Origin of the sequence: Undibacterium sp. Di24W, assembly GCF_049340325.1 — a bacterium.
Lineage (GTDB): Bacteria > Pseudomonadota > Gammaproteobacteria > Burkholderiales > Burkholderiaceae_D > Undibacterium.
In genome coordinates, this window is sequence record NZ_JBMPOP010000001.1 from 412,581 (window position 1) to 426,447 (window position 13,867).

At 47.1% G+C, this 13,867-nt stretch carries 8 protein-coding genes; 3 read left to right on the forward strand and 5 right to left on the reverse strand.

Annotation, left to right across the window (positions count from 1 at the left end):
• Nucleotides 1-86: 86 nt before the first annotated feature.
• Entirely contained in the window at nucleotides 87-4,691 is a 4,605-nt protein-coding gene (locus ACO0KZ_RS01695) for a DUF4214 domain-containing protein (protein ID WP_422992104.1), read from the reverse strand.
• 292 nt (nucleotides 4,692-4,983) lie between these two features.
• Between ACO0KZ_RS01695 and ACO0KZ_RS01700 the strand changes: the two genes are divergently transcribed.
• From ACO0KZ_RS01700 to ACO0KZ_RS01710, 3 genes are all read left to right on the forward strand, one after another.
• On the forward strand, nucleotides 4,984-6,393 hold the full coding sequence (locus ACO0KZ_RS01700; RefSeq protein ID WP_422992106.1) for an Ig-like domain-containing protein: 1,410 nt from the start codon (nucleotides 4,984-4,986) through the stop codon (nucleotides 6,391-6,393).
• 262 nt (nucleotides 6,394-6,655) lie between these two features.
• Nucleotides 6,656-7,351, forward strand: a complete 696-nt coding sequence (locus ACO0KZ_RS01705) for a substrate-binding periplasmic protein (RefSeq protein ID WP_422992108.1) — start codon at nucleotides 6,656-6,658, stop codon at nucleotides 7,349-7,351.
• 6 nt (nucleotides 7,352-7,357) lie between these two features.
• Nucleotides 7,358-8,254: a Dyp-type peroxidase gene (locus ACO0KZ_RS01710; RefSeq protein ID WP_422992110.1), complete on the forward strand. Its 897-nt coding sequence runs from the start codon at nucleotides 7,358-7,360 to the stop codon at nucleotides 8,252-8,254.
• Nucleotides 8,255-8,385: 131 nt separating this feature from the next.
• On the opposite strand, the gene ACO0KZ_RS01715 is transcribed toward ACO0KZ_RS01710, so the two are convergent.
• Genes ACO0KZ_RS01715 through ACO0KZ_RS01730 form a run of 4 tightly spaced genes read right to left on the reverse strand, consistent with a single transcriptional unit; the run spans nucleotide 8,386 to nucleotide 13,527 of the window.
• The gene (locus ACO0KZ_RS01715; RefSeq protein ID WP_422992112.1) at nucleotides 8,386-9,621 is read right to left on the reverse strand and encodes an ABC transporter permease; all 1,236 of its coding nucleotides are present in this window, start codon (nucleotides 9,619-9,621) and stop codon (nucleotides 8,386-8,388) included.
• Entirely contained in the window at nucleotides 9,618-10,832 is a 1,215-nt protein-coding gene (locus ACO0KZ_RS01720; RefSeq protein WP_422992114.1) for an efflux RND transporter periplasmic adaptor subunit, read from the reverse strand. Before ACO0KZ_RS01720 ends, ACO0KZ_RS01715 begins: the two co-directional genes overlap by 4 nt.
• Entirely contained in the window at nucleotides 10,829-12,859 is a 2,031-nt protein-coding gene (locus ACO0KZ_RS01725; RefSeq protein WP_422992116.1) for an HlyD family secretion protein, read from the reverse strand. Before ACO0KZ_RS01725 ends, ACO0KZ_RS01720 begins: the two co-directional genes overlap by 4 nt.
• Nucleotides 12,856-13,527, reverse strand: a complete 672-nt coding sequence (locus tag ACO0KZ_RS01730) for an ABC transporter ATP-binding protein (RefSeq protein ID WP_422992118.1) — start codon at nucleotides 13,525-13,527, stop codon at nucleotides 12,856-12,858. The genes ACO0KZ_RS01725 and ACO0KZ_RS01730 overlap by 4 nt, the downstream gene beginning before the upstream one ends.
• Between the last annotated feature and the right edge of the window lie 340 nt (nucleotides 13,528-13,867).

Genomic DNA, 13,867 nt, shown 5'->3' on the forward strand with positions numbered 1-13,867 from the left:
AATCTGCGCCCCAACATAAAGATCGTAAAGTAGCGAATCTGAGCTTTTTATCGATTGATCTCTAAAGAGATGCATGAGCGCAAAAATCAAATAGCGAACGCTAGATCCAATGAGTTACCAGCTACATCGGATACGCCGATCAAGGTAACAATATCACCACTTGTCACTGTTGCCCCAGTGCCTAACGTCAATAGCAACTGTTTGCCATCAGGACTCCAATTCACGAATGCGCCGGTGCCAAAGTTATGTGAGTTATTCACACTAACATTGGCAATCGAAATCACTTTATTGGTTGCTTCCGATACCGTAAATAGATAGGTATCGCCACTATTTTTGGTCGATGAATTATCGACGTCGGTATACACAGGCAAACCAACAGCAGCTGGAATCGTTGTATCGAGAGAGGTTGTTAAACTACCGCCAATTGCCCCCACATTTCCAGCTACATCAACCACCCGTGCAGCGATCGTCTTTACGCCATCAGTGCCCCAACCAGAACCAAGTAATATCGTCGCATTAGCACTCCCAGCTATGATCTCAGCAGCGCTTAGTGTATGAAGAACTGGCGTTGCAAATGCCACACCACCGAGTAGCACTTCAACTTTGTCATTTGCCACAGCATTGGTACCGCTCAAATTTATCGTCACAAGCACACCCGCCGCTTGTTCTGCCGCATTAATTCCGTTCGAGGCAGCCGTAATGACAACCGCATTGCTGGGTGAGGTTGGCGCGATCGTATCTAAGACCACGCTAATATCGCCACCCACCGCACCTATATTGCCGGCAACATCGGTAATACTCATATTCAGCAAATGAGTTCCATCAATACCCCAACCAGCACCACTTAAGATGGTGAAATTAAAATTACCCGCGGTAACCTCTGCACCGGTTAACAAATGAGTGACGGGCGTAGCAAAACCGGCGCCGTCGATAAACAAAGTCGCGGTATCACCTGCGACACCTGAAGTGCCCGCAAGGGATGCTGTTACAACGACCCCTGCGGATTTTTCGGCGGCGCTAATGCCATTGCTTGCTGCCGGCACAACTAAGCTACTGCTTGGCGCATTGGGTGGCGTGGTATCAAGTAAAGTAACAGTGACGCTACCTGCCCCAGTACCCACATTACCGGCAACATCGGTGAGCCTAGCAGTGAGTGCCTTGCTACCGTCAGCCCCCCAACCGCTGGTTGATAAGATGGTCAGGTTGGCTGTTTGAGCGGTGATATCAGGGGCGGTTAAAGTGTAAGTCACTGGTGTTGCGAAAGCGGAACCACCTATCAGAATTTCAACCACGTCGCCTGCCACGGCATTGGTGCCGTTCAAATTCACAGCCACTATCACACCAGCATTCTTTTCGGCACCAGTAATACCTCCACCAGCATTAGCGCTTACCACTAAGGGGTTGCTAGGACCGTTTGGTGCAGTCGTATCCAAAGTGACTGTCAAGGCACCCGCAGCAACACCTACATTACCCGCGACATCACTCAATCGCGCGGAAATAACTTTGCTTCCGTCACTACCCCAGCCCGCAGCACTGGGAATACTCATCGTAGCAAAAAGATTCGTAATGTCTGTCGCAGTCAACACTTGAGTAACAGGTGTAGCAAAAGCCAAGCCAGCAAGTAGCAATTCAACTTTATCACCTGCGACGGCTGTACTGCCGTTCAGATCAACGATAACGCTAACACCCGCATTTTTTTCAGCCAAACTAATACTATTTGAAGCAACAGGAATCGCAATTGGATTGACCGGACCCGTCGGGGCGAGTGTATCGAGTGTCACGTTTACCGCTGCACCTACCGCACCGACATTTCCCAAGGAATCGACAATATTTGCACTAATAACTTTACTGCCATCAGCCCCCCAACCAGCACCGGTAGGAATTGTCAAACTCACCGACTTGGCAGTAACATTCGCGGCGTTCAAAACTTGCGACACGGGCGTGGTGAAAGGGTTGCCATCTATCTGTAAATTCACTGTATCACCGGCCACTGCGCCAGTTCCAGTCAGATCAACCACAACCGCAACGCCAGCAATTTTTTCACTATTGCTGATGCCGCTTGCCGCTGCAGCGATTTGCAAAGTACCACTGGGTGTACCTGGTGCAGTTCCATCCAATGTAACAGTGACACTCCCCCCAGCAGCACCAATATTCCCAGCAGTATCGATAAACCGCGCCGTCAAAATCTTATCGCCATCGATGCCCCAACCGGCCCCAGTCGCGATTGATGCCGTCGCAGATTTTGCAGTGATATCTGCAGCGCTTAGGGTATACAAAACCGGTGTAGCAAATGCGACCCCACCTATCAAAATCTCAACCATATCGCCAGCAAGCGCATTGGTATTATTTAAATTGACGACGACATTCACGCCGGCACTACGCTCACTTGAGGTGATACCCCCTCCTGCATTAGCAGGCACTAGCAAAACACTCCCTGGCGCACTGGGAGCGATCGTATCGAGAATAGCGTTGAACGAAGGGCTGCTAGCACTGGTATTCCCTGAGTTATCCACTAAGCGCGCCGCAATCGTTTTTGCACCTTCATTCCCCCAACCAGCAGCTTGCGGCACGGTAACAGCGATAGTGCCAGCTGTTACATCAGTCGTACTTAATGTTTGTAACACCGGTACTGTAAAGGCAGCCCCATCTCTAACAATTTCAACTTTATCCCCCGCTTGCGCACCCGTTCCGGTCAAATCAACTACCACCACCACACCGGCCGTCTTTTCCTGTGTATTGATACCATTAAATGCTGCCGCAACTTGTACCGGATTGGTGGGGGCTGTGGGCGGGGTTTTGTCTACGACAACAGTAAGTGGCTTACCTGTTACACCGATATTCCCAGCGCTATCAGTTAACGTTGCAGACAAAATTTTATTACCGTCACTTCCCCAATTAACCGTCGAGGGGATCACAACCGTAGCAGCTTTCGCGGTGATTTCAGAGCTAGTCAATACAAACGAAACTACAGGATTAAACGGCTGCCCATTAAACAGCAAGCTCAGGACATCGCCAGCCAAAGCACCGGTATTTGTTAAGTTCACCACCACAGATACACCCGCATTAATCTCCGCGAGATTCAAACCATTTTCTGCAGCACTAACGCTTAAAGTCGCATTTTGTGAATTAGGAGGCGTACTGTCCAAAGTCACTTTTAAAATACCACCTGCTGTTCCTGGATTACCAGCCTGATCGACTAAGCGAGCAGAAATCGAACGATCGCCATCGGTAGTACCCCATGCCACATCAGAGGCTGCAATATTCAAAGTCACCGACTTGGCTACAAGTTCACCGGCTGTCAAAAGACGCAATGTGGAATTTGAAAACACCTTGCCGTCTATCAATAATTCGACTGAATCGCCAGCTTGCGCATTGCTACCATTTAGATTAACAATAACTGGCATAGAAGCATTGCGCTCTTCAGGGCTGATGCCGCCATTGGCGGCCGAGATTACCAAAGTATTAGTAATAGCACCGGGCGAAGTTGCATCTAACATCACAGCAAGTGTTCCGCCTATCCCTCCAATATTTCCCGCAAGATCAGTGACACGTGCACTAAGTATCTTTTCGCCATCAGTGCCCCAGTTGGCCGCACCCGAGACAAGTACCATCGCAAATCCAGCTTTCACATCGGCATCAGTTAGTACTGTGGATGCGGCTGGCGAGAATACAACGCCACCGATCAAGATATCGACTTTATCGCCCTTGTTTGCAGCTGTTCCAGTAAGGTCTACCTTTACATCGACGCCTGAAGCTTTTTCAGCTGCATTAATGCCGTTTGATGCAACAGCAATAGAGATTGGCTTAGTTGGTGCATTTGGCGGGAAAACGTTCAAATCTACGACTAAATCACCTCCTGCCAAACCAGCATAACCGGCACTGTCTTTTACGTAGGCACTAATCGATTTACTACCATCGTTTCCCCAATTCACGGTATTGGGAATGATCAGAGTCACCTTCTGCGCTTTAATATCGGTATCGGTCAAAAGCTTACTAACGGGAGTAGAAAAGGCACTACGATTAATCAGTAATTCAATCGTATTATTGATTACCGCATTTGTTCCCTTCAAGTCGACTACAACAGAAACACCTGCCTTTACCTCGGCGGCACTCAGTCCCTCCGCCGCTGCAGAGATAGTTACTGCATTTACAGGCGCACCTAAACCGACGCCTGTCACGCTCGAGTTCATAGCCTTAGCAGCAGCAGTGACTGTCGCAGCATCGGCAGTAACACTAGTCATTACATTTTTTAAATAATCGGGCGTGAAATCAGCACGTTGTGCAAATTGTTGTTCGACTGCAAACTGCGAAGAGGCTAAGCGATTCACGATATAGGCTTTGCCCGAGGTACCATCAGGTGTTCCCAAGCCAGCATTAATCATATCCATCACCAAATTACCGCGCGCACGACCCTCATTAATTTGTTTGGTCCAATAATTCAATCCCTCTAAATCGGGTGCCTTGCCAAAAACATTCACATAAATCAAGGTGACAAAAGACTGATTTGGCAGATTAGTTGGATATATCGCTTTTACAATATCGAGGTTAAACACAGTGTCTAAAACATTGTCAAACGACTTTCCGTTATTCAACTGAAGCATCCAATAGTCGAGTCCACTCATCTCAGGCGCACGTATGAATGCGGCAAGATACATCTTAATCAACTCGTATTGATAATTAACTACAGCCATGACTACTTTCAAAGAAGGAAACTAATGCAGAACAACGCTTACTTATTGTAAACGGCTGCACGCCTCCATTACTTTACAGAAATATCCGGATAATTTTAGTTTTTTTTGTTAAGTGCCATCATGCAAAACAGAATATGACCGCTATCTCCGCAAAAGGTACCTAAAAGCCATTCTAATCCAGAGATTGAAGAGCGAAAAGTTCGTTAGACTCAGCGAGTAGAGATTATTGTTTTTTTCATCCTAGACACAGACAAGCACGATTTAGTACCAACTCATAGACTTACTATTATTTATGCAACCAACAAATTCATGGTTTAGATCCATCACAGCTGCCGCCCTCCTTGTTACATGCGTTTCCGCCTGCGGCGGAGGTAGCAAAGGTACAACGAGTACCACTGCACCTGCGCCGAATTTGGTCTCAATCGCCATTACGCCAACCAATTCCAGTATCCAGCTTGGGCTAACTCAACAATTTACTGCCACAGGTAATTATAGTGATGGCAGTAGCGCCGCAATAACGAAAGATATTAATTGGACTTCTACGAGTGTTGCGGCAACGATCGTACAAAGTACTGGTATTGCGACTAGCAAAACAATTGGCACGGAAACTATTACTGCGACCGTTGGTAAAATCAGTGGCAATACAAAATTAACGGTGCAAGCGCCGTACGCAGCGGTATCGGCTGGAGGCAGCCATTCTGTCATTCTCAAGGCAAATGGAACTCTGTTTAGTAGTGGTTTAAACCGTACAGGTCAGCTCGGTGACGGGACTTCAACAGATCGCCCTGATTTTGCACCGCTAGGAACCGCCAATACTTGGAGTATGCTTGGTTCCGGTGAGTTTCATAATATAGCCATTCGCACCGATGGTTCTTTATGGGCGTGGGGTTTTAACCAAAATGGCCAGCTTGGCGACGCCAGCTTTGTCGACAAAGTCAACCCAAGCAAAATTGGTAGCGCAAGCTGGATTTCCATTGCAGCAGGTAAGTCACACTCCGTCGGTATCAAGAAGGATGGTACTTTATGGTCATGGGGAAGAAACTTTAATGGACAACTCGGTGATGGTACGGTTATCGATCGAGTTGAGCCTGTACAGATAGGTACTGTGAAAACATGGACCAGTGTAACGGCAGGTGCCGCACATACGATCGCCCGCCGTTCCGACGGCACTATTTGGGGTTGGGGCAATAACACCAACGGACAGGTTGGTACCGGTCCCAGCATTACAGTCACATCACCAACACAAATTGGTATAGCGACTTGGGTTTCCATTTCAGCAGGCGCTAATCATAGCCTAGCCATTCGCGCTGATGGCGCGCTGTTCTCTTGGGGCGCTAATGATCAAGGCCAGCTCGGCAACGGCGTGCTTACAGATCGCCTAAATCCAAGTCAAATCGGGAACCTGACGACTTGGTCGGTAGTAACTGCCGGCGCCAAGCACAGCTTGGCATTAAAAACCGACGGTAGCTTATGGTCGTGGGGTGACAATAGCAATGGACAACTAGGAATAGGAAACATACAAAATCAGCTGAATCCGGTACAGATTGGCGATAGCAAAATGTGGAAGGCTATCTCTGCGGGACAGTTTCATACCTTGGGAATACGTAGTGATGGCACCTTATGGGTTTGGGGTAGAAACGAAGAAGGGCAACTTGGTGATGGTAAGCGAGTCAGTTCAGCTACACCCATTAATATTCCATAGGCATTTCAAACCGGACATTAAATAAATAACAAATTTACATCAGACAATAATCCATTGTTGCTCTCTGTATCCAACACTATGCAAGACAAATTCAGCTAAAATGAATGCGGTAAAAATAATTTTGCCGCTCTCACGCAACTAACCGTCTGTGAAGTTGAACATTCATTTTAAACATCTGCTGACTGTGCTGTTACTTGTCGCTCTGCACTCCAATAGCGGAGCTAGGCAGGTATCGTCGCAAAAGCCTGTAGAAAATTCGAGTGTGCCCATCTTGATGGCAGAACAAAAAGGCGATCGCGATCAAGTTCTGCCGCTCACAAAAAACGTACTGCAATTATTTAATTACATAGAACAAACCAGCAAACTAAAACTCGAAGTCAGACGCTACCCCTGGCGCCGTGTTTTACACAATGCGGCAAATGGCGAGGGTCTAATTTTTGGCATTTACAAGACGCCAGAACGCGCCCAGATTTACAACTTTTCGGAACCTGTCTATTCCGACAAAATATGGCTGGTTCATCTCTGCGACGAAAACTTTACATTCCATACGATGGCTGATCTCAAAGGCAAAACAATAGGTATTGTTCAAGGCTCAAGTGCTGGTGATGAATTTGATGGCCAGGTGAATCAATTGTTTAAAGCTGAATACAACACCAGTAGCCTAGCAGGTCGATTTTCCAAGCTCTATCAAAAACGTATGGACGCATTTTTGCTATATGAACCGCGTACCAATCTGAAGCAAATTCAGCATGAATTGAACCAAATTTACGCCTACGATTTAGATGAATACAAAAAAAAGAAAACGGACATTTTTTGTATTTCTACCAAACCTGTCTCCGTTGTCGACGCTCACTTTGCGATCAGTCCTAAGGCCGATCAAAGCTTGCTAGAAAAAATCGACAAAGCCATTATTCAAGCTAAAAAAACCGGAGAGCTTGAAAAAATATTTGCTAAATAAATGACTATGACAAATTTTCAAGCGGGGATACTCGCACCGATTCCACAACATGCCCTTTACCTTCATTTTCAATGTGCTCCAATGAGCACCAACGACCAAGTCAAACAAGCGCTAAACCAATTAACTGAATTTAGTGCACAGCATGATATCGTTGTGGGTTTCGGTTCAAATTTACTTGACAGACTAAATGTAGCCATTCCCAACCTCCGCAACTTTCCAGCATTCAACAACGAACATATCACTATTGTTCGACCAGAATTTGATCTATGGTGCTGGTTGTGTGTCAATGAGCGTGGCGAACTTCTACAAGCAGTGCAGCGGTTGCAGAGCATATTGAATCCAGTCTTTACCCTTAACTTGCAGATAGATGCCTTCAAATATCAAACCGGGCGCGACCTCACAGGCTATGAAGATGGCACTGAGAACCCTGAAGCTGAAGCAGCTATTGCGGCTGCAATTTATGAAAGCGACGATCCTCGCTTGCATGGCTCGAGTTTTGTAGTGGTTCAACAATGGCAGCACAATTTTTTACAGTTTAATGCTATGTCGGAACAAACGCAAAACCATATAATAGGGCGGCGGCGCATTGATAATGAAGAACTAGAAGATGCACCAGAAAGCGCACACGTCAAACGAACCGCGCAAGAAAATTTTGAGCCAGAAGCCTTCGTCGTGCGCCGTTCTATGCCGTGGATGCGCGATGGACAAGGCGGCTTATACTTTGTCGCCTTTGGACATTCTTTCGATGCATTCGAAGCTCAGTTTCGTAAAATGCTAGGCCTAGAAGATGGTATCAGCGATGCCCTATTTCAATTCTCAACGCCATTGAATAATGCTTACTTCTGGTGCCCGCCAAAACAACAAGGGCGCTTAAATTTGAGCGTCTTTGGTATTCAGCATTAAACCTAAACACTAGAGCTAAACGTAATTTCGTTTGTATCGTAATGCGGCGTTTTTAGTCCAATAGAAATGCCGCATTGTTTACGATACGAGGGCAACTTTAAGCATTATTTATCAGCATCAACCAAGCGCAACTAACCATCACTACGCAGAGCGGCAATTGGATCTAAACGTGATGCTTGTTTCGCAGGAAACACCCCAAACGCCAAACCGACCGCGATACACATCGCCACCGCAACAAACAAACTCAGCGGTGACCAAGCCACCGACCACCCCGCCAAAGTCGCGATGCTATAAGCCGCGATAGCCCCTAATACGACACCCATCAAAGCACCGGTCACCGCAATCACAAGCGCTTCTGCTAAAAATTGCTCAACTACATCGCGACGACGCGCACCCAGGGCACGTTTCAAACCAATTTCACGGCGTCGTTCCAAGACATTTGCGAGCATGATATTCATGATGCCAATGCCACCAACTAACAAGGATACGGCAGCGATAGAACTCATCACAATGGTAAAGATGCGTTGCGTCTGTTGGTTTTGACGATACAAACCCATAGGCACAATTAAGTTGGTATCGTCAGCATTGGCATGACGTTGCGCGATGAGCGTTTGCAGAACACGCGCTGCTGCATCGGGCGCAACTTTGCTATCTAGACGCAAGCTAATGCCATCGACTTCATCTTCGATCAAGGTAAATAGAAAACGCGCGCGACCACTTTCCCAAGGGACAAACAAACGTTCGTCATCGAGTCCTAATTTAATGCCTTCGAATTCAGATTTTCCCGCTGAACGATCTGCCAATACACCGACCACTTCCAGCCAAGTATGGTTCAGCTTGATGCGCTCACCAATTGGATTTTGCTCGCCGAATAAACTCTTGGCTAAACGTGCGCCAATCACAGCGACGGGTGCCAAAGTGTCACTATCTTCGGTTTGCAACCAACGCCCCTGAGCAATCTGCAAGCCGCCATGCTCAGCATAGCTATGCGACACAGCAAATGCCCGGCCTGCGATGATATTAGTGCCATACACTAATTGGTCAACCTTGATTTCTTTTTTCAGGGCAACCGACTGCGCACCAGGCACCACCGACATCGCCGCAGTGGCATCGGCAGCGGACAATCCTAAAGAGCGAGTGCGGATATCTTTCAATTTATCGGCAGCGATACTCTTAGATTCGACCAAAATATTATTTAAACCAAGCTCAGCGACCAAGCGCAAAGCTTCACGTTTGCTGCCCTCACCTACCGCTAACATGGCGACGATAGCTGCCACCCCAAACACCATTCCCAATAGCGTTAAACCGGTTCTGAGTTTGCGTCGTTTTAATTCAACAATAGCCTCAACAATCAGGGCACGATTCATGACTTATCCTCTTTCTTTTCCGGTACCAATACCAACTTTGCACCGGCGCTTAAACCGGACTTCACTTCACTGCGTATCTGGCCACGCAAACCCAACTCGACTTTCTGTTTTAGCTTAGTGGACTTCTCCATCAGATAAACGAAGTAGTCAGTACCTTCTTGCACCAGAGCGATGTTAGGAACTGTCAGTACCTTTTTAGAATCGAGTAAAGTGACCCGACCGGTAATCGCCTGACCAGGCTTTAGAACAAATTTGCGTACCAAATCTTGCCCTATGCTGGCTTCAAAATCAGAATACTTGACGGGGGATTCACGCGATTTGGTGCTGGCGGTTTTGCCGACTTTTGTGACTTTCAAATCAAGCTCGGTGCCAGTACCTGACAAACGTACTTTGATCGCTTGCCCTTCTTTCAAACCAAAAGCAGCACCTTCTGCAATGCTAAACTTAGCGACTTGTTGTTCAAGATCAGGCAGAGAACCAAACTCCTCTCCAGCCCACATCTTGCTACCGACCTGGGGCAATGAACCATTCCAACGCGGTTTCAAGAGAAATACACCTTCATGTGGTGCTCGCAGCTCCAAAGCAGACAAACTCTTGCGTTGTTGCTCTATGGTCAAAGTGACGCTTTCTTTTTGTGACTGCACCACGGCCTGATCCGCATTGCTGCGGGCACCGATTTGATTATTCTTCCACTTCAAATAATCTTGCTTATGATTGAGGAAGCCGATATCGACTAAGGTATCGAGAATTTTGTTTTGTGCAAAAATCTGTAGATCGGCATTCGCATAACGTTTACTCAAATTCAAATCACCAGTCACCTTGGCACTGTCAGAACTCAATTCAGCGCGACCCAATTCGGCATTCGATTGAATCCCTATTTCCATCAATTCCTTGCGTAACAAATCGGTCTCTGCTTGCGACAGTTTCACTCGCGACTGCGCCGCATCAAATACAGCAATGATCTGACCTTTTTCGACCATACTGCCATTCGCGACCATAGACACCAAAGTCCGTTGATCCCAGCCCGTTCCTGGAACATTTAACTGCGTGCTGGCAGCAGCCTTAATTTCACCATCCGCATGAATTTCTTCTTGCCAACTGCGTGCTTCGACGACCTCCACTGGCACGGCATCACTACTCGATTCACTGCTGCACGCAGTTAGGTTTGCCAGCACAATGAAGGAAGCGATGATCGTATTTATTTTTCTCATTTCTTAGCTCCTACTGCAGCACTAGGTCGTATGACTGGTACACCAGCGGTCTGATTGGCTAGATTCACTTGCACAGCGGTGCCTGGTTTCAGATTCTTTGGCAAGCTATCGAATTCAATTTCGATGTCCCTCACGATCATGGGTTGGTTCGCCGATTTGCCGTGAAAGACGGGACCAAATCCGCTGATCTTTGCCGCGATTTGTGTATTACTACCGGGCGTAGTCACTGATACCAACTGTCCTAGTTTAACTAGAGACACTTGCGCCTCGGGCACTTTGGCTGCGACATAAATTTTTTCTGGATCCGCCAAATTTGCAACCGCGGCGCCCATAAATACGCGACTACCGACCGCAAATTTTTCATCATCGAAACCGACGTTATGCACCACTGTGCCTGCACGTGGCGCAATCACTGTTAAGCCATTTAAGCCTTTTTCCAATACTGCAATTGTTTGTTGCAATTGAGCTATTTCCGATTTTAGACCACGCAATTCCGCCGTTCTGGCACGTTGTTGAGCATCTCGCTGACGTTCCGACAATCGCGCGAGTTGGGTAAATAAGTCGCGCTCTATAACCAGTTTGTCGTAGTCGATACGCTTGACTAATTCTTTTGGCAATGAAGCTTTACGCAAGGCTTTTTCCGCATTACTTTTCGCTTCGTTGACCGCTAAGTCCGCAGCCTTGGCGGCCTCGGCGTGATCCAAAGTGGTTTTCTCTATGCTGCGTTGCTTTTCCTTAAGTGAACTTCGATGCGTATCAAGTTTAGTCTTAGCATCATTCGCCTCAAAGATCGCCACTGGCTCACCGACTTTGACATGGCTGCCTTCCGCAGCCAGCATCACCAAGTTATAGTTCCACACATTACGTATCGTTGGTGGTGAAATGACTTGCGATTGACGGGATAAAACTTCGCCTTCTAAAGTGAGTTCTGGTGCGGTGAGCTCTTTTGTGGTGGTGCTGGGAGAGTGTGTGATTTTGCTCGGCACTTTATCCGCTTTTTGACTGCTACTACTGTCTTTGCTAACAGGACTTTTTTGCACTTTGATTGTCTCAATGGCGACACTCATGCCTTGCTGCAATTCATAAGTTAAGTTGTCCGACAGTCGAATTTCCGTCTTAAAGTAACGTCCCTTCCCCCAAATCGCGCGGGCTTCAGGTGCGCTGGCGATGCGCTCAATTACCCCCTTAGAAAATGAATTAGGGATAGCGTCAAAACGCAAATGCAATTCCTGCCCCGGGTGCAAAAATGGGCGATCTGCTTCTAAAACCCAAGCGACAACATTCAGCTTGCCAGCGCCGATGATTTGTCCGGCAACAGAACCAATTTGTGCGTGACCGCCTTCGTCAAGACGCTTGCCATTCCAATCATCATAGCCATGAATCACAACGCCATCGCGGCTTGCACGCACTTCACTTTGTGCGACCTGTACTTTGGCAAAAGCAATCTGAATTTGTAGGCGTTTTACGGCTAACTCACTATCATCCAATTTTCGTTTGACAGTATCTTTGGCGTTCTCTAAGGCTTTTTGTTTGACCGCAAAATCGCGCGTCGCTCTATCCAATTCGCCCTGATATTTATCGTAATCTAAAGCAGATATCTGCGCCTTCGGCAGTACAGCGTCGATCTTGGCTTTCGCTAACGCTGCTTGAGCAGTAATCAAAGCGCGCTCGGCTTCGATGGTTTTCACATCCAAGTCAGCCGCTTCGCGTAAGCCTCGCTCGCGGTTTTGCACCATTTCAAGCTCTAGCCTTTCGATATCAGTATCCCCTTGGGAATCGATGCGTAAAATGACCTCCCCAGTTTTGACCTTACTTCCTTCTGGCACAAAATAACGTAAAGGTACTGGTGAGACATTCGAAGTGGGTATAATAATCGGCACCGAATCTACAGCCTGCAGTTCGCCGGTAAATAACACAGGTCGTTGATAGGCTTGCGCTACTGCCTTATCCGCGGTCGCGGAGGCGCTCGTTAAAAAGGCGAGACATAGTGCGGCATAGATAGCGGTATACTTCAACACTGATCTCATGCAGACACCTCATCCACTTTGCCGTCTTTCAAATGAATGGTGCGTTGCGCTTTGGCAGCGATATTTGGATCATGCGTAACCAAGACCATGGTCTGCCCATTCCCATGCAATTCAGCCAACAACGCCAGCACGTCTGTCGCACTTTTAGAATCAAGATTACCGGTTGGCTCATCCGCCAATAATAAAGCCGGTTGATTCAACAATGCACGTGCAATGGCAGCACGTTGTAGTTGTCCACCCGAGAGTTCTCCGGGCAAATGACTCATGCGTTGTCCCAAACCTATACGCTCCAATAAGACGCGTGCCCGTTGTTCTGCGCCAGCATCTACTACGGCTGCATAACGCTGTGGTAACAAAACATTTTCTAATACGGTCAAACGCGGCAGCAAGTGAAACGATTGAAACACAAAACCGATACGACGATTTCGTAAATCAGAAGAAGCATCGTCATCCATACTACCAATTTCATCATCTTCCAAATGATAAGTGCCACTATCCGGTTTATCCAGGGCACCCAAGACATTCAGCAATGTCGACTTACCGGAACCAGAGGGGCCCATAATCGCGACAAACTCACCTTTAGCAATCGACAGGTCCACGCCATCTAAAGCCCGAATTTCACTCCCACCTTGTTTATAAGTCTTACGGATATTTTGTAATGCAATCATATTTTTTATTTCCCTGCTAACACGGTAGAAAATCGATCAGATAAGTCGAGTTGGCACTTACGGCAGCATTTGCACAACAGACGTGACGCGGGAAGTATCCTTACCCAAACAGAAATTGTCAATAAATTAGGCCTTTTAGAAAACTCATAATGACAAAACAAGCGCGAGTATCAACTACAACTAGATCTGCTGGCAGAAATTATGAACGTGACAAAACAAATCAATGCATCAATATGCTGAACTTATGCGGAACAAAATGGTCAATTAAGATTACGATGAACATTGCCGCATCAACTGAATCATTAACAAAATTTTCAAAGCAATACACCAATTTTCCGCA